This is a genomic window from Pirellulales bacterium (assembly GCA_033762255.1).
In the GTDB taxonomy this organism is placed as follows: Bacteria; Planctomycetota; Planctomycetia; order Pirellulales; family JALHPA01; genus JANRLT01.
The window spans coordinates 1-17,898 of the sequence record JANRLT010000056.1; the positions used below are offsets into that span (position 1 = coordinate 1).

Genomic DNA, 17,898 nt, shown 5'->3' on the forward strand with positions numbered 1-17,898 from the left:
TCCCCGGACATGTCGAAACGCTGGCCGAGGTTACCGACCCGGAAGAAGTCGATCGACTGACGGGCATCTGCTATCAGACGCATCCGTACAGTGCCACCCGCAACTTCCAGCAGACGATGCAGCAGTTTACCAGCGAGAAACCGGCGCCGCGTCGCTCGGCCAAGTCTGCCTCCGACAAACTCGATCTGTCGATCTTCGACAGCCTGGCAAGCAGTTCGGCCAAACATGCCTGACCGAAATGACTCGATCCCTGCAAACCACCGTCGCTGCAAGACTGACCGCCGGCCTTCTGGTCGCTGCGGTCGTCGCGTTTGGCACGACGGCAGTTGCGCAGGAGCCGGCCAATCAGCCCGGCACGCTCGAACTTGGTAGTAACCTGCTGGGCGGAGGTCCCGAGAAGTGGACCAGCCCGGAAGGCCTGTCTTCTGCCTTGCAGGTCATGCTGCTGTTGACCGTGCTCAGCCTGGCTCCGGCGGTGCTGCTGATGACGACCTGCTTTGTGCGAATCATTGTCGTATTGGGGCTGCTGCGCCAGGCGCTAGGGACCCAGCAGTTGCCACCGGGTCAGGTGTTAACTTCGATCTCGCTCTTTTTGACGCTGCTGGTTATGACACCGGTCTGGAAGGAGGCCTATGATCAGGGAATTGCCCCCTATACCAATAAGCAAATTGGCCTGGAAGAAGCCTGGACGCGGGGCTCCGCGCCGTTACGAAGATTCATGAGCGCGCAAATTGAGCAAGCGGGAAACCGAGACACGATTTGGCTCTTGTACAAGTACCAAGGAGAGCAGTTGCAAATTGAACCGCAAACCTACGACGATGTGCCGCTGCAGATTCTGTTACCCGCCTACATGCTGAGCGAACTCAAAGTGGCCTTTTTGATCGGCTTCCAGATTTACTTGCCGTTTTTGGTGTTGGATATCGTAATCGCGACGGTGACGATCTCGATGGGGATGATGATGTTGCCGCCGGTGCTGATCTCCCTGCCGTTTAAGCTGCTATTGTTTGTGCTGGTCGATGGCTGGCACCTGGTGGTCGAAATGCTGCTCAACAGCGTGCGCGCGGGGGGGATGGGTAGTGGGTAGTGGGTAGTGGATAGTGGGGAGACGGAACAGGAAGTGAGTCGTGTGCCGTAGTCGTTTCAGCGAGAACGTTTTCCCCATTTTGTAATTCATCATTCTTAATTCTTAATTTTTAATTCTTATTTAATCACCATGGACCCCCAAGACGCGATTGATCTGGCCCGCGAAGCGATCTTGATGAGTTTGCTCGTGTGCGCGCCGGTCTTGGTGGCGGGCACGCTGGTGGGTTTGATCGTGGGCCTCTTGCAGGCATTGACCCAAATCCAGGAACAAACGGTCGCGTTTGTGCCCAAGTTTTTGGCCATGGTGCTGGTCCTGAGTCTGACCATGCCTTGGCTGATTTCGCAAATGGTGCAATACACCCAGGAGGTCTTTCAGACCGCTGGCAGCGTGCCATTTTCTCAATAGTGTTCCCGCGAACATTCATAACCTCATGTATTAGCATTCTTCGTTCACCATTCTTCATTCTTAGTTTATTCCATGCTTACCCTACTCACCCAAGAACTGGTCGTGACTTGCACGCTAGTCCTGGCGCGGGTGGGGGGGCTGATCGCCGCGGCGCCCCTGTGGAGTTCGCTGCAAATACCCTTAAACGCGCGGGCGTTGTTGGTTGTTATGTTGACCGCCCTGGTTGCTCCGCTGCAATGGGGACGGTTGGCCGCGCTTCCCGGCAGCCCGCTCGAGTATGGGCTGCAACTGGCCGGAGAGTCGCTGTTGGGGATCAGCCTGGGATTGGGCGTAATGATTTCGCTGGGGGGGATTCAAATCGCCGGGCAAATCGCCGGTCAACTCAGCGGGATGTCGCTGGCGGATGTGTTTAACCCCACGTTTGATAGTGACGTGCCGCTCTTTTCGCATTTGCTCTCGCTGCTTTTGACCACGATTTTTTTGCTGATTGGCGGGCATCAGGCATTGCTGGGGGGGCTGCTGCACACGTTTGAATCACTTCCCGTGGGATCGACCTTGGCGGCGGATGCGCTGGGGACCAGCTCGATCGGCCCGCTGCTCGTGACGATTCTTAGCGAAAGCATGGTCATGGGGATTCGCGTGGCTGCCCCGGTCATGGCCGCTCTGCTGCTCACCACCGTGCTGCTGGGCCTGATCGGCCGGACGCTGCCGCAACTCAATATTATGTCCCTGGGCTTTGGCCTGAATTGCCTGATTACGCTGGGAGCGTTGATTCTCAGTTTTGGAACCATTAGCACCTTGTTTGAAGAGAGTTTGCCGGAAACCATCCAGCGCACTGTTGAGGCGCTGGAGAGTAATTAAGCAATTATGAATGAAAAATTAAGAATTGCAGATTTGAGATTTGAAATTTGAGATTGCACCCTCCCCAGCACCACAGCACCCCCGCTCCACAGCACAATAGTCCTGTCCGGCGGACGGGGACCTACTACCCCCTAACCCCTTCCCATGGCTGACGGTGAAAAGTCCCAGGATCCGACACCCCATCGCCGCGAGCAAGCGCGCGAGGAGGGGCAGGTCGTCCACAGCCAGGACCTGGCCGCGGCGGTGCTCTTACTTATCGCGCTGGTTGTCTTACTCAATCTTGGTTCGTGGATCGTCCAATTTTTCCTGGGTCTGGGAGAAGAACATTGGGGAGGTTCGGCCTGGATCGCGCTGGACCCCGATACTTTTGTCAATCATTGGTGGCAGGTATTGGCCGGATTAGCGCGGGCGCTGGTCCCTCTTTTGGGCATTTTATTTTTGGCCGGAATCCTTGTTCATTTATTTCAGGTGGGAATTCTCTTTCTGCCGGATAAGCTGCTGCCGGACTTTAGCCGGATCAATCCGCTGGAGGGATTTGGGCGGTTGTTTTCCTGGCAAAGCGTGGTCACGGTCGCGCTGGGGCTATTTAAAATTGGCGTGGTGGGGACGGTGGCGTATGTGACGTTTCGCAGCCAAGAGACCGCCATGCTGAATCTGGCGGGGCGCGATATCCCCGAAATCGCGTTGTTCTTGGTGGAGACGGTGCTTTGGACCTGTATCAAGGTGACCGCCGCGCTCGTGATCTTGGCGATGTTGGACTATTTTTATCAGTATTGGCGGCACGAGCAAAACTTAAAAATGTCTCCCGATGAAATTCGCGAGGAGATGAAAAACCAGCAGGGGGATCCGCAAACGATTGCCCGGCGGCGGCAAATTCAACGGCAGTTGGCGGCTAGTCGGCTGAAGTCCGCCGTGCCCAAGGCGGACGTGGTTATCACCAACCCCACCGAGTTGGCGATTGCCATTCAGTACGATGCGACCACCATGCATGCGCCTATCGTCGTCGCCAAAGGGGCCGGCGTGGTCGCACAGCGTATTCGCAAACTGGCCCTAGAGCATGGCATCCCGGTGATAGAGAAAAAACCGCTCGCCCAGGCGTTGTTTAAGGAAGTCGACCTGAACCATCCGATCCCGGACAAGATGTACGCGGCGGTGGCCGAAATCCTCGCTTATGTGTATCAATTGAAAGGGAAGAACATGCCGGAGAAATAAGTTGGCGGCAAAGAGTTGCGGCAATTTATGTTAACCACAAAAATAGCAGGCAAGGCAAAAATCAATTTGTTATAACCGTTAATAAACCATATTCCTTTTTTGTACTTCTTGCTATTCTTGCGGCTCCACTTTCTTTCTTGCGGCGATACTATGTTTACAATTCTTCCCGCCACGCCCGTGGATGTGTCGGTGCTTTTGACGCTGATTCGGGAATTGGCCCAATACGAGCAACTCGCCCACACCGTCACGGCGACCGAGAAGGACCTGCGGGCGGCGCTCTTTGGCCCGGATCCCGTGGCGGCGGCACTGGTCGCTCGATTATCCCCTGGCAATTCCCCCATGACCGATCAGACCATGGCGGACTCTCCCGCCAGCCCGCCACCGGACTCTCCATTGGCGGTGGCGACCAACCCGGATGCCATTGTGGCGGGGTTTGCCTTGTATTATCGGTCGTTTTCCACCTTTGTGGGGAGGGCGGGAATCTACCTAGAGGATATTTACGTCCGCCCCGTGTTTCGGCGGCATGGGCTGGGGAAGCAGCTTTTTACCAGGGTCGCCCAAATCGCTGTCACCCAGCAGGCTGGCCGGATGGAATGGGCGGTGCTGAATTGGAACCAGCCCGCCCGGGCGTTCTATGAATCGCTGGGGGCAGTGCCAATGAAAGAGTGGACCACGATGCGACTGAGCGGGGAGGAGTTGCGCAGGGTGGGGGGGAGCGAATAAAGCTTGTAAATAAACAATGAAATTCATTTTTCGCAGTATGAGGATTATGGCTTTATTAACTGCGGACCAAAGGCCCGACCCATCCCAGCCTAGGGCAAGCGCAGCGTCGTCCTAGGATTAGATGAGAATCAAAATTGACTGGGCCAACGGTCCGATTCATTTGCGGAGATTGGCATCGACTAGGGAAAACCTAGTCAACGTCCAATAGTCCCATTCCTAACACTCGCTCGCATACCCAAACTTTTTCATCCACTCGCCCCAGGCGGTGGTGATTTTTTCCCGCAGTTCCGGGCTGGTTTGCAGTTGATTGGTTTTATAATCTTTTTGGGTTTCCAGGTACGCCGCCACCGCCGGACGGACCGCCGCAAAGTCCCCCAACTGTAATTCGCGATACAGCGTCTCCAGAGTCGCCAACGGATTTGCCACTAGGTCCTCGTACTTTACCTCGTAGAACTGCGCCGCCGGCACGAGCGTCCGATCCGCGTCAAACGCGGCGTACATCCGTGTAAAATTTGCCAGGATCGACTCTTCCAACCCTTCGTTTCTGGCAATTTGCAATCCTTGAATCCCCGCGAGCGACTTCCACAATCGGACCGTGGAGGGAAACACGGCCAGCGGATCACGGACAATATGGATAAACTTGGCCCGCGGAAATAATTCCAAGAGGGTCCGCATCCGCGCGGTATGCGGTGGAGATTTGAGCACCAGCGGTTTGCGCTGTTTTGTCGCCACCCGGCGTAAAAACCAGACCAGGCCCCCCTTCCAGCCAGCGAGTTGCGCTGGCGTTAACCCCCGCAGATCCAAAAAATCCTCTGCATAGCTCGGTTCGTTGGGAAACGCCATTTGAATATAGGGTGATCCCACGCCCAAGTTGCACAGGGCAAATTCGTCTTCCTGCGGATGGTCCCAACCCGCCGCCATGTTGTCCATCGGACGTTTCTTGGGCAAAAAGATTTTTAGTAGGGGCGTGGCCCATTCCGTCAGTAAAAAATGCGCTGGGGCAAAACACTCATACGTGGTGGGATAGCCAAACCGTTTGTCCTGAACCAATAACTCGTGCAGATGCGTCGTGCCGCTGCGCCAATGACCCAGGATAAAGATTGGCTCATGCGCGTGGGGATCGGCGGCGCCATCGGCAAAGACGCGCGGCCAAATCAGCCCCAACAACCACTGCATCCCTCCCAACAGCGAATTGATCGCGGCCAAAATGGTGATCGCCACCGCCATGGGCCAGCGCTGCCAATGAATCCGCAACCCATGCCGAAAAATCAATCGCAGCCACACGCCCAGGGTCATCCCATGCCAAAAGCGCGGACACCACAGGGGATAGGGATGAAAGGCGGGTTCGGGGTTGGCAGGGGGCAAAGAGGTTCCCTTTGCGCCCGCGCGGGAATCGGAGCGGGATGAGTGTGGCCCGCCCCCGGCCGTCGCGGTGGAGGGGGGACTGGGATTTGCGGGGACCGGGGAAGTGGCAAGATCGGACATAAGCAAATGTCTAGAAGCGTTTCGGAAGGCAAGCAGACTCCAATTCAACCGCCGATATGCTGCATCGTAATCCTTGGCCTGATTTGGGAATAGCGCAAAATCCCCCCTCGTTGGCAACCCTTTTTTCATCTCCACCTCGTGGTTGTTTTTTGATCCAATTGTCCAAAATAACCCACCTGCGGATGATTCAGGGGGCATTTTTAGGCGAAAAAAGCCAAATTTTAACCCAAAAACGTAATTTCTTGCTTTCTCGCGGCTGACCAATTACCATAAAGAGACGTCGCATTGGCCATTCGGCCCCAGCGGAATGATTGGCGGACGTGACGCTTTTCTTATCAAGGAACAGGCATCGGCTAACCGCGCTTTGCGGTTGACCAGTTGCGCTGATTAACTGGTTGCATTTTGGGAGACTCCGGATATGAGCTTGACCATGCGCGGGTTGCTCGTGGTGTGTGGGTTGTGGGTATTTGGTCTGTCGCCGGCGTTGTCTTATGGCCAAATGCCCGGCATGCCCGCCAGTCCTGAAGGCCTGGGGGGGCCTAGCCTTACCGGGGCCGGTGTCGTCGTTGATGCCGATGGCGTGTTGCGGATGCAACAAAACCCGGACAAGACCGGCACGCTGACGCGTCAGCGGATGCAAGCCGCCAAGGCCGCGCTTGATCCCAAAGTGGCCAAGAAATCTCCCCTGCGCAAGATTTCACTGAATCGACTAGAGGCCGCCCTCAAAGCTCGCTTGGACAATGGCCAAAAGCCGACCGAGGACATGCAGTTCCTGGCCGGTCTAACGCGCGTCCAATATGTGTTCTTTATTCCCGAAACCAACGATGTCATCCTGGCCGGTCCCGCCGAAGGCTATGTTACTAATCTGGTTGGCCGCACCCAGGGGCTGGAATCTGGCCGCCCCGTGCTGCAGTTGGAAGACCTGGTCGTGGCCCTGCGGGCGTTTTTTAACGATCATAACAATCCCGCGCCGCTGATTGGTTGCTCCATCGACCCCACCAAAGAAGGTCTGGCCAATATGCAGGCGTTCTTGCGAAATATGGGCTCCCGCGCGACCCCAAACCAAACGCAATTCATCACGAATGGCCTCAAGGAAAGCTTGGGTCTGCAAGTGGTCAAACTGGTCGGCATTCCCGCTAAGTCGCATTTTGCCCAAGTGTTGGTCGAGGCGGACTATCGCATGAAACTTCTGGGCATCGGCCTGGAACCGATCCCAGTCAAGGGGATGCAAAGCTACGCCGCCCGGGCAAATCCGGCCGCTATTTCCAAGAACGCCCTGGCCCGCTGGTACTTTGTGCCCGATTATCAATGTGTCAAAGTGGCCGAGGACGATTTGGCGATGGAGTTGGTGGGGGACGGTGTTAAGTTGGTGGGAGCGGATGAGTTGGTACAGGCGGATGGCACGCGGGCCAAATCTGCCGCGGTCGATCTGGCCAGCAAAGGTTTTACCACGGACTTTACCAAGAATTACGCCAAGATCGCCAATCAAATCAGTGTTTATTGGCAGATGCGGAACTTGATCGATCTGACGGTGGCGGTGGCCTTTATTAAGGATCGCGGCTATGCTGAAAAGGCTGGCTGGAATATGAGCACCTTCCTCAGCGAAAAAGATTACTCCGTCGAGACCCAAAATGTTCCCGCCCAAGTTGAAACCGCGGTGGCGGCGTTTTGGAAAGGGAACCGCCTGGTCACGCCAATCGGCGGCGGGGTGCACATTGAACCAGCCGAGGCGATCAAAAGCGCCAACATGCAAAACGACAAGGACGGGACCGTCGCCAAAGCGCGGGAATCCATTAATGTCAAAGATCTCCCCGCTGATCAGTGGTGGTGGGACTAAATTTTAGGGGTGAGAGCTTTCTCTGTGAGTTTAACCGCGGGGCGGGCCTAGGCCCGCCCCGTTTTTCTTTTATACCTTTTTTTGTTCTGTATCCTTTGGCACGCTTGTCGCTCATCCTGGCCGGGGTGTTGGTGGTGCTGGTGCCTCTTGTCCCCTTTCTTTTGTGGGATGACGCGCTTACCGCTTGGTGGCAAAACATGGCCAATAGGCCCGTGGGAGACGGATATTTTGCCGGCGCGGCGTTTTTAGCCCTGGCCGCCGATATCGCGCTCCCCATTCCCAGCAGTCTGGTCGGTACGGCGGCGGGGACGCGGCTTTTCTGGCCAGTCGCGGTGGCTGTCATTTGGACCGGACTCACGCTGGGGGCATTGGCTGGTTTTTTCCTGGCCCGGTGGTGGGGCGCTGCACTGGTTATGCGACTTTGCTCTCCAGCGGATCAAGCACGCCTGACGCAGCTTGTCAAAAAGAACGGCGTTTGGGCGTTGATACTCACCCGCCCGCTACCAATCTTGGCCGAGGCCACCATACTCATCTGCGGCGCCGCGCGTTTGCCCTGGCGGCAGTTTCTATGGCCAATCCTGTGGAGCCACTTAGGCCTGGCGATAGTCTATGCCACACTGGGGACCGTGGGGGCCAGTCTGCGCCTGGACTGGCTGGCGCTGGTGGCTTCTGTCATATTGCCCCTGTTGGCGACATATCTCGCGCGGCGATATTGGCAGGTAGCACCTGATACTACTATCTCATATCCTGAAAATTAACACGTTTTTCCCGAAAGATTTTCTATCGTGGAAATTTTGCTAATCTGAAATTGCAATCTCAAAATCAAAAATCAAAACTTGAAGTTTAAGTCTTTGATACTCGCCCACTTCACACCTATATTCCCCATGCAACTCGAGACCCTCTTTGATCCCGCTCCCGAACTGCTGGATATCCAGACCAAGGCCGCCGGTCCGCTGGGGGCTTTGCCCCTCACGGACGCCATGCTTCGCCAATGGGCCAGCGGTGACCTGTTTGGCCTGTCCCAAAACGCGGGGATGGGATGGCCTGTGGCGGAAATGCTCGGCCCGCAATATTTGATCCTTAGCACCGCGGGAGGGGTCCGCGCGCCGGATGGCACGCCCATTGCGCTGGGCTTTCATACGGGCCATTGGGAGGTCGGTCTGCTGGTGCAGGCGGCGGCGCGGACACTCAAATCGCTAGGGGGCGTGCCGTTTGCCGCGGCGGTGTCCGATCCCTGCGATGGGCGGACACAGGGGACCACCGGCATGTTTGACAGCCTGCCCTATCGCAATGACGCGGCGATAGTCCTGCGGCGGCTGATCCGTTCCCTGCCGCAACGCCGGGGCGTGCTGGGCGTGGCGACCTGCGACAAAGGGCTGCCCGCAATGCTAATGGCCCTGGCGGGAAGTGGCAACGTGCCGACGGTGTTGGTGCCGGGCGGGGTGACTTTGCCCCCGGAAACCGGCGAGGACGCGGCCAAAATTCAATCTATCGCGGCTCGTTATGTGCATGGGCAGGTCACCCTGGAAGAAGCGGCCGACTTGGGCTGTCGGGCCTGCGCCAGTCCTGGCGGAGGCTGCCAATTTCTGGGCACCGCCGCCACCTCCCAGGTTGTGGCCGAAGCCCTGGGCCTGACCGTTCCCCATGCGGCCCTAGCCCCCAGCGGACAGCCCCTGTGGGTGGAACTGGCCCGCGCCAGCGGGCGGGCGTTGCATCATTTGCAAGAAACCGGCCGCACCACGCGGGAAATCGTGACGCAGGACGCCATCCACAACGCCATGGTGGTGCATGCGGCCTTTGGAGGTTCGACAAACCTCCTCATCCATATTCCGGCCATTGCCCACGCGGCGGGATTGGACCGGCCCACGGCGGCGGATTGGTCGCGGATCAACCGCAGCGTGCCGCGATTGGTGGACGCCCTACCAAATGGTCCCGTGGGGCATCCCACGATCCAGGTTTATTTAGCGGGAGGTGTTCCCGAAGTGATGCTGCACCTGCGCGAATTGGGGTTGTTAAAACTGGACGCGCTCACCGTGGCAGGTCAAACCCTGGGCGTGGTTTTGGAAGGGTGGCAAGATTCCGCGCGGCGGGCCAAATTGCGGCAGTTGCTGCGGGAGCGGGACGGCATCGACGCCGAGCAAGTGATCCTCTCGCCCACGCGTGCCCGCGCGCGGGGCCTGACCAGCACGGTCAGCTTTTTACATGGAAACCTCGCGCCGGAGGGGGCGATCATCAAAAGCACCTCGATCGATCCCAGTGTGCTTGATAGCGACGGCCACTATCGCAAGATCGGTCCAGCCCGCGTGTTTTATACAGAACGCGCGGCAATGGCGGCGATCAAGGGGCAATCCCAGCCGCCGCTGCAACCGGGGGACGTGCTGGTTCTATGCGGTCGCGGGCCGATGGGGAGCGGCATGGAGGAAATCGCGCAAATCACAATCGCGCTCAAACATCTTCCCTGGGGAAAAGAGGTGGCCGTGATTACCGACGCGCGCTTCTCGGGTGTCAGCACCGGAGCGTGTATCGGCCACGTGGGGCCAGAGGCGCTGGCCGGCGGACCCATTGGCAAAGTGCGCGAAGGAGACCTCGTGCGGATCGAGATTGATCGGGCGGAACTAACCGGCACCGTTGATCTGGTGGGGGTGTGTCGGCCTGAAACAAATGAGCGGCAAGTCATTGGACCAGACTGGGGAACGGCGGAATTAGCGGCACGAACCTTGCCCGCGCAGTTGCGGCCGGATGCGAATTTGCCGGACGATACGCGCCTGTGGGCGGCGTTGCAGGCCGCCAGCGGCGGCACCTGGGGAGGGTGCGTGTACGATGTGGAGCGGATTTTGGAGAGGTTTAAATAATTTTTGTAATAATATTTATTGACAACTCTTAAACGAGTATGATTGGCCCCCTCTGCAACAAGCATTTTGCCCTTTTATGCTTAAAAAACTATACTACTATCATGACCACAATCGACATTACCGCTTTGGCCGCTGACCCCCTCTCTTTTCTAGCACGGGTGGACGCGGGGGAAACTCTGCGCATTGCCCGTGGCACACAGGTTATTGCCGAGATTCAACCCCCCGGGAGTCAAACAACGCAAATTCAACCCCCCCAACCGGTTTTGTCAAACGCGGCGCTCGATCCGCTCACGCTTCCCAACGAGGAAACCTTTTTGGCGGAGTTGCGCCGCCCCCGCACGCCAGAGGAACTGGCTGGCCCTCCCCGCCCGTTTGGGTTGTGTAAGGGTTTATTTGAAGTGCCGGATGATTTTGACGACCCCTTACCCGAAGACATTTTACGTGAATTTGAGGGGACATGAATCTCTTATTTGCCTGACTGTTATCCTGAAGAAGTGTTAGAAAGTAATAGAGAGAATGAAAAATTATCTCGGGCCGTTGGCCCTAATAACTTATAAGCCCTAATAACTTATAAGCTGGTTAAAGTTCCTATGGCGACGCTGCGCTTGCCATAGGCTGGGATAGGTCGGGCCTGTGGACCGCAATCGTCAATAAACTTAACGAGCATCACAAATGACAATCATTAATACACTTACAACAAAGTAGTGCTATAATTCCCCCCTCGTCAAATGCGGCTCCCACTGTTTATAATAAGCTTGGTTATTAATCCCGTTTGCCTTTCCACTTTCTGGCATCCCCCACCTATGGAACGTGACTATCTCGACCGTGCCGCCGCTATCCAGGCCCGCTTAACGCAGCTGCGGGACTCTCTTTGACTATGATAGCAAATCAGACAAAGTCCACGCCCTGGAAGCGCGCATGGGTGAGCCGGATTTTTGGAACAACCCCGAAAAAGCCCAGGAACTCATCGCCCAGGTCAAATCGCTCAAGGTCCTGACCCAACCGATCGCGGATTTAGCATCTTCCCTGGCCGAGATTGACACCTATTTGGAAATGGGGGATGACGATCCCGCGCTGTTGCCCGAACTGCGCACTTTGCTGGACCAAACCGAAGCCCGTCTGGCCGAAATCGAACTCAAGGCTCTCCTGAGCGGGCCGCATGATCAGGCGAGCGCCATTCTTAGCTTTAACGCCAAGGATGGCGGCACCGACGCCAACGATTGGGCCGAAATGCTGTTGCGAATGTATATCAACTGGGCCCAAAAGAACGGCTACTCCATCGAAATTTTGGATCGCATCGACGACGCCGTGGCCGGCATCCAAAGCGCCAGCATCGCCGTGCGGGGGCCTTTGGCCTATGGCTACCTTAAGGGGGAAACCGGCGTCCATCGGTTGATTCGCATTAGCCCCTTCAATTCCGAAGGCAAACGCATGACCAGCTTTGCCGCCGTGGATGTGACGCCCGATATCGAAAACGATAAAACCATCGATATCAAGCCCGACGACATTCGCGAGGATACCTACTGTGCCAGCGGCCCCGGCGGCCAGCATGTGAACAAAACCGAAAGCGCGGTTCGGCTGACGCACTTGCCCACGGGCCTGGTCGCGGCTTGTCAAAGCGAACGGAGTCAACATTCCAACCGGGCCAAGGCTTACAAAATGTTGCGTGCGAAACTGGCCCGCCTCGAGGAGGAACAGCGGGAGGCGGAAGTCGCCGCCAAGTACAAAACCATGGCCAAAACCGGGTTTGGGGCGCAAATTCGCAGCTACTTTCAGCATCCCGACCAGCGGATCAAGGACACCCGCACCGGCTTTGCCATGAACAACTTTCAAACCGTGCTGGATGGCAACATCCAGGGCTTTATGGACGCCTATCTCCGTTGGAAAGCCAGCGACCAGGTCGCCGCCGGTGATGACTAATCGGCCTCTCCACTACCCACTACCCACTACCCACTACCCACTCTTCACCCCTCCCCACACCCTTGGCAACCTTGGAATGCGGCTTGTTACGGCTCCGCTTTGTGCGGCAGGCCGACCGAATTGGTCAGTGGATAGACTTTCGTACGTCGACGGACGCTCCCTGGAGCGAACTGGCTCATTCGATCGAAGGGACTGCTGACCAGATCTGGCCTCCCAGCCCCCCTTGGCAGCATTTACACCTGGAAAATCGCCCCGCCGGCACAGTGGCCCTACTTTTGGGCATGTCGGGGCAGGCCCATTGGTCGGGAAGTATCCAGGCCACGGCGGACGGCATCTTGTGGGAAATAGCGTGTCGGACCCCCGGCCCGGCGGAATTCCTGGGAAATACGTGGAATAGTCACGCTGACGGACAGAAAATTCCTGCTTGGCGGGTGCTGGAGCACCAGCATACGCTCACTTATGTAAAAGAACGGATCGTCATCCAGGCCAGCCCGGTGGCGGCCAACTTTCCTCAGACAGTGATCTGGAGTTTTATGTTATCGCTGACTTAAAAGCCGGGAAAAATCCCGTTAGGTCCGCTCAGGCTGATAAAATTTACCCCGGAACAAGGCTGCTTTTACAGATAAACGATATTCTCAAGATGCAAGTTTTGCCGTGTTTCCACCGGAAATCATCAGAAAGCCCGCTCCTCCGCTGGGAAATTTGGGCAATAACGCTAAAATCAGCAACAGTCGTGTCCGCCCGGTAAAGCATATTTGCATAGGTTTTGTATTCTCCCCATACCCCCAGGTTTGCCAGCATGACGCTGCCCTGCAATCGCCGTTTTTTTAGTTTGAGTCGCGGATCGTTGTCCTATGCAGCGCAATTAGCGGCACTGTGGTGCTGGGGCCATATGCTCCCCCCCTGCCACGGTCAACTGCTTAGCCCTCCCCCCGATCCGGCCGTGCGCGAGCAGGCGTTCGCCGAATTATCCCGCGAGGTCGAACAGCTGGAGCAGTTCAATCGCGTGGTAAAAAAATGCGTGGCGTTGGTGCGCCCCTCGGTTGTCCATATTGACGCCGACAAGGTTGATTCCGGCGGCAACGTGCGGCGCGGAATCGAGGAAGCGGGATCCGGCTCGATTGTCGAGCTGGAAAATAAACTCTGTGTGATTACCAACCGACATGTCGTGATCGAGTCCAGTGTCAGTAATATTCGCATCAAGCTGCAAGATGGCCGCATCATCAATCCCCGCACGATGTGGTCCGATTCGGGCACTGATATTGCCGTCTTGGAATTAAGCGAATCAGACATTGTCCCCGCCCGCTTTGGCGATAGCGATAAGATCGAAACAGCGGACTTTGTCATCGCCGTCGGCAGCCCTTTTGGACTGGCCCAATCAGTCACCTTGGGGATCATTAGCGCCAAGGGTCGCCGCGATTTGGAGCTAAATTCCGAAGTTGACATTCAGGACTTTTTGCAGACCGACGCCGCCATCAATCCCGGCAATTCCGGCGGACCGCTGGTCAATCTGCGCGGCGAGATTATCGGCATGAACACCGCCATCGCCAGCCAATCCGGCGGCGGAGAGGGGATCGGTTTTGCCATTCCCAGCAATATCGTCCAAAATGTCGCCCGGCAACTGGTCCGCGATGGCGCAGTCACCCGCGCGTACCTAGGCGTAACCCTCGACCATAAATTTTCGCAATCCATCGCGCAGCGACTGGGCCTGCCGCGACAAATGGGGGCCCGCGTGCTGGGGGTGACGGCCAAATCCCCCGCCGAAGAGGCCAAGCTGCAACCAGACGATGTAATTTTAGAGTTTAATGGCATACCCATCGATAATGACACGCATCTGGTTAGCCTGATTGGCCTGATGGAAGTGGGGAAGGAATTTCCCATGAAGCTATACCGCGATAAAAGCCTGATGTCCCTGCAGGTCAAGGTGGCCGCCCGGGCAAAATTTGAACAACCCCGGCGGTAGCGTTGAGATTCATGGAACCTGTAATTTCAAATTTGAAATTTGGACATCAAATCTCAAATCTGTGATTTGAAATCTGAGATATGTGATCTAATAACAACTCCTGCCCAGACAATTCACCGTCGCTATGCCGTATGCCCAACTTGTACTTTTCTCCACCCAATTCGTAATTGTCTCCGCCCCATTCGTTTTTTATTTTTGTAATTGAATTGACAATATGTCCAGCAACTTGCTCCCCCCCACCGCGCTTTTTCGGTTTAATCTGGCATGCCGATGGCACGCCCAGATTGGCCAGTTGGGGCGTGGAATTCTGGATGCGGGATATGGACTGCCATATTTGGCCCAACTGGATGGCGCGCCGCCGCTGGTGGATCTGCGCGTGGGTTGGAACAACGAGGGGGTGCAGTTTTGGCTGTCGCTGGCCGGAAAATCCCAAGCTCCCTGGTGTCGCGAAAACCGCCTGGACGACAGCGATGGCCTGCATGTGTGGTTGGACACCCGCGACACGCACAACATTCACCGCGCCAGCCGGTTTTGCCACCATTTTTTCTTTATGCCGCACGGGGCGGGGCCGCGGCTGGATCAACCGCTGGCGGATCAACTACTGATCAACCGCGCTCGGGAGAACGCCAATCCCATTCGCCCCCGCCAGTTGCAAGTGGCGGCCTCTCGCCAGGAACGGGGCTACACGCTGGAGGCATTTATCCCGGCCGGGGCGCTCACCGGCTTTGATCCGGCGGAATACCCCCGGCTCGGCTTTTTTGCCTGCGTGGCCGACCGCGAGCTAGGCCCCCTCCCCTTGGCCCTTAATGACGAATTCCCTTACGACGAAGACCCCAGCTTGTGGATGTCGTTGGAGTTGCTGAGAGAATGATTTCGGCTGGCAATTCCTTTGCCGAACTGGTTTATTGGTTGCTGTCATTTGGTGTTTGGTTAGCCACGACGCGCATAAAGCCGCCGATGGCTTCGTCGCTCTAGAGTAGGTCCCGTTCGCCGGACAGGACTATGCGTTTGGTATTTTGAATATGTGCTGGGCAGCAGTGTGGCTCCGGAGTAGCGTCAGCTTTATAGCAACCGATCGCGCGACACAAATACCATTATTTATTCTTCATTTTTAATTGTACATTGCTCTCCTTTAGCCGCGCAGCGGCACCAGGATTCTAGCCGGGGGTGCAAACCCTCGGATCGCAGGATGGATAGGATGCAGAGCCGCGCAGCGGCGACGGTATGCCACGGCACCGGGGACGGTGCCTGCTACATTATGACACGGCACCGGGGACGGTGCCTGCTACATTCATTACGGCGACGGATGTACTTTCTCTTAGCCACAAATAAACGCCAACCAGACGCGACTTCGCCGCGACGCGGCTGCATGTTGCTTGGCTTATCCAAACCGTGGGTTGACACCCACGGCTACGATCCTCCACCGCTACGCGGTGAATTTCTGCTTTCGACATTCCTGTTTCTGAATTCGCTACCTCCCCTACTCTCAATAGTGCGGCCTCTTTTAATAAAATCTTCCAGCGGGAGAGGGCCGGGATAGGGAGTCTACCGCAACGCGGTTAAGAAACTCAGCCCAGTGTTGCCGCGCAGCGGCTACCCTGGGGAATAGCGGAATCCAAAAATCCTACCGCAACGCGGTTGCGTCATCCGTATTAACCCATCAATTCTGGGTCCCTTCACATAGTGCTAACCGCGAATTGTTTATCTAGAAAATAAATTACTGGATATGACGGGTTGGCGAAGATTCCTGACAGGACTTAAGTGCATTCCTGAATGGATGATGCGTTGTTTGACAGGCGTGTTTCAAGACTGTACTATGCGGGAAAATCGCTGTGTCGCTGTCCTGGATATTACCAATATCCTAGCGAAAAGACTGTATAATAAAGTGTTAGGCTGCAAAACCCAAAGGAACATCGAATGTCCACCGCTGCAGTAGAACCAAACAAATGGCGAAAGCGAATTTTTCGGTTGACCATCACCGGCATCCTGATGGGAATTTCGTTTGCAATTGGAGTTGCCATTACGGCCTTCATAGCCTTTCGACTACTGCTTCCAATTGCCGCGACCGGAATGACGATGGGGATGATTGGAATGGCTTTTGTTGGCTCACATGCCACGACAAACGCCTTGTACTCCGGGGACTCGGCGACGCGATTGACTGTCCTGACTCAATTACAGCAAACGTTTGATGCACAGCCTACAGTGACATTCGATCATCAGACCTCCGAATGGATACTTCCGGCAATTGAACAATGTAGAACAGACGCGGATCCCGAGGTTGTTTCGCTCGCCGAAAAACTGGCGACATACATCAAAGATAACACACAACCAGCACCGCAATAGGTCGCAGAACCAAGCGATGCAACGGAGCGGAAATGGCGTTCCGACTTTTTTGAGATTCAAGATCACTCGCGCCATTTCCGACCGCTGATCGCCAACGTTAGGCGGCTACGCACATGAAGTTCCGTTCCTTCAGGTACAACTTTCACGACGGCCAGTTGATGAGCTTCACGCTTGGCCCTCGTCGCGAACTCACATTAAAGATTGCTCTCGATCCGGTATGGAACAAGGAAGCACCCCCAGCGGCGACGGTGTGATTCGGCGGCATCGAAAACTTTGACGAGGTCGCCTCTTTCTTCGGTGCGCTGCAACCGCCTCCGCGCTCCGATGCCTACATCGCGGAGGTCATCGGCTTGCAGTATTTGGGAGATGGCCCGAATTGGGTCGTACTTGACTTAGACGGTTATTGTAACATTAGACTTCAGTCGCATCATGTCACGGAGTCCTAAAAACAGATCGTTGCTTAGCCAGAACGCCGCAGCGAATGGACTCTCCGTCGTCCATTCGAGCGTGGTACGATATCGAAAGCCTACGCGCTCCAACACCACCATAGTTGGTCGGTAGACGTCCCAAAGCCTGTTCGAAATGCGGTAGAGGTCATCCGGAAACCTCTGCGTACAGATCCCCTGCAGACTCCCATTTAAAGGTAAAACCGTGCGTCTTCTCACGTTCGTCGTGCTCGCAGTGGGTCTGCTCTGTGTCTTGATTTCGTTGTTCCTCATGGGATTGTCGGCTCTCGGATACCTGGGCGTCCTCGCCGACGTGGGCCCCGCCGAGAATGAAAAGATGGGAAAGCAATTACTCTCTTTGGGGATCCCACCCTTGATCGGCGGTCTGGTGTTGTGCGGGCTGGGGCTTCTCGCTTCCGCGTGGAATCGCCGCCGCGCAGACACCCAAACTGACTCTGTCGATCTTAAATGATTGCCTCGCCCAATCATGCGCTGTGGTAAACTTGTCATCAGTTTTCGGTTGCATTCGGACGCCTTGGCAGGCCTGTTTGCCGCGATTAAGGTCGTAAGGGGGGTAAAGAAGAAGTGCCATGTCGGCGATATAATTCATCGTGGTCCAACCGTTACCAGTGGGATTGGCTAGCATTTTGCCAGTGATAGAGAGTATTATTTAAACGGCAGCCATAGAGATAAGGCACCAACGGAGCAGAATTTCGCGTCCCGCGTCCCGCACCTCGCGTCCCGCGTCCCACCGCACCGCGCTCCGC

Annotated in this window: 16 protein-coding genes and 1 pseudogene; 16 read left to right on the forward strand and 1 reads right to left on the reverse strand. The window is 56.2% G+C overall.

What is annotated here, in order from left to right; genetic code table 11:
- From SFX18_15665 to SFX18_15690, 6 genes are all read left to right on the forward strand, one after another.
- The coding region (locus SFX18_15665; protein MDX1964589.1) for a hypothetical protein at positions 1 to 233 on the forward strand (233 nt) is incomplete at its 5' end.
- Positions 234 to 238: 5 nt separating this feature from the next.
- On the forward strand, positions 239 to 1,084 hold the full coding sequence (gene fliP, locus SFX18_15670; GenBank protein MDX1964590.1) for a flagellar type III secretion system pore protein FliP: 846 nt from the start codon (positions 239 to 241) through the stop codon (positions 1,082 to 1,084).
- A gap of 129 nt (positions 1,085 to 1,213) precedes the next feature.
- On the forward strand, positions 1,214 to 1,489 hold the full coding sequence (fliQ, locus tag SFX18_15675; protein ID MDX1964591.1) for a flagellar biosynthesis protein FliQ: 276 nt from the start codon (positions 1,214 to 1,216) through the stop codon (positions 1,487 to 1,489).
- A gap of 72 nt (positions 1,490 to 1,561) precedes the next feature.
- On the forward strand, positions 1,562 to 2,350 hold the full coding sequence (locus tag SFX18_15680; protein ID MDX1964592.1) for a flagellar biosynthetic protein FliR: 789 nt from the start codon (positions 1,562 to 1,564) through the stop codon (positions 2,348 to 2,350).
- Between the two features lie 144 nt (positions 2,351 to 2,494).
- The gene (gene flhB / locus SFX18_15685) at positions 2,495 to 3,562 is read left to right on the forward strand and encodes a flagellar biosynthesis protein FlhB (protein ID MDX1964593.1); all 1,068 of its coding nucleotides are present in this window, start codon (positions 2,495 to 2,497) and stop codon (positions 3,560 to 3,562) included.
- A gap of 150 nt (positions 3,563 to 3,712) precedes the next feature.
- A complete protein-coding gene (locus SFX18_15690) occupies positions 3,713 to 4,285 on the forward strand; it encodes a GNAT family N-acetyltransferase (GenBank protein MDX1964594.1) in 573 nt (190 codons plus the stop codon).
- Between the two features lie 216 nt (positions 4,286 to 4,501).
- Here the strand turns inward: SFX18_15690 and SFX18_15695 are convergent, their stop codons facing one another.
- Positions 4,502 to 5,770, reverse strand: coding sequence for a sulfotransferase (locus SFX18_15695; GenBank protein MDX1964595.1), 1,269 nt, complete (start codon positions 5,768 to 5,770; stop codon positions 4,502 to 4,504).
- Between the two features lie 418 nt (positions 5,771 to 6,188).
- Between SFX18_15695 and SFX18_15700 the strand changes: the two genes are divergently transcribed.
- The 10 genes and pseudogenes from SFX18_15700 to SFX18_15745 all read left to right on the forward strand — a co-directional run bounded on the left by SFX18_15700 (position 6,189) and on the right by SFX18_15745 (position 17,603).
- Positions 6,189 to 7,607, forward strand: coding sequence for a DUF1598 domain-containing protein (locus tag SFX18_15700; GenBank protein ID MDX1964596.1), 1,419 nt, complete (start codon positions 6,189 to 6,191; stop codon positions 7,605 to 7,607).
- 95 nt (positions 7,608 to 7,702) lie between these two features.
- Entirely contained in the window at positions 7,703 to 8,365 is a 663-nt protein-coding gene (locus SFX18_15705) for a VTT domain-containing protein (GenBank protein MDX1964597.1), read from the forward strand.
- 126 nt (positions 8,366 to 8,491) lie between these two features.
- Positions 8,492 to 10,459 carry a YjhG/YagF family D-xylonate dehydratase gene (locus SFX18_15710; GenBank protein MDX1964598.1) on the forward strand — a complete coding sequence of 656 codons (1,968 nt, stop codon included), beginning with the start codon at positions 8,492 to 8,494 and terminating at the stop codon, positions 10,457 to 10,459.
- Positions 10,460 to 10,560: 101 nt separating this feature from the next.
- A complete protein-coding gene (locus SFX18_15715; GenBank protein ID MDX1964599.1) occupies positions 10,561 to 10,920 on the forward strand; it encodes a hypothetical protein in 360 nt (119 codons plus the stop codon).
- A 403-nt stretch (positions 10,921 to 11,323) separates the two neighbouring features.
- Positions 11,324 to 12,379: pseudogene (gene prfB / locus SFX18_15720) on the forward strand (peptide chain release factor 2).
- 62 nt (positions 12,380 to 12,441) lie between these two features.
- Positions 12,442 to 12,930, forward strand: coding sequence for a hypothetical protein (locus tag SFX18_15725; GenBank protein ID MDX1964600.1), 489 nt, complete (start codon positions 12,442 to 12,444; stop codon positions 12,928 to 12,930).
- A gap of 248 nt (positions 12,931 to 13,178) precedes the next feature.
- Positions 13,179 to 14,342 (forward strand): trypsin-like peptidase domain-containing protein, encoded by a 1,164-nt coding sequence (locus tag SFX18_15730; GenBank protein MDX1964601.1) that lies wholly within the window; start codon positions 13,179 to 13,181, stop codon positions 14,340 to 14,342.
- Between the two features lie 214 nt (positions 14,343 to 14,556).
- Positions 14,557 to 15,213: a hypothetical protein gene (locus tag SFX18_15735; protein MDX1964602.1), complete on the forward strand. Its 657-nt coding sequence runs from the start codon at positions 14,557 to 14,559 to the stop codon at positions 15,211 to 15,213.
- A gap of 1,046 nt (positions 15,214 to 16,259) precedes the next feature.
- On the forward strand, positions 16,260 to 16,685 hold the full coding sequence (locus SFX18_15740; protein ID MDX1964603.1) for a hypothetical protein: 426 nt from the start codon (positions 16,260 to 16,262) through the stop codon (positions 16,683 to 16,685).
- A 651-nt stretch (positions 16,686 to 17,336) separates the two neighbouring features.
- Entirely contained in the window at positions 17,337 to 17,603 is a 267-nt protein-coding gene (locus SFX18_15745) for a hypothetical protein (protein MDX1964604.1), read from the forward strand.
- Positions 17,604 to 17,898 lie beyond the last annotated feature (295 nt).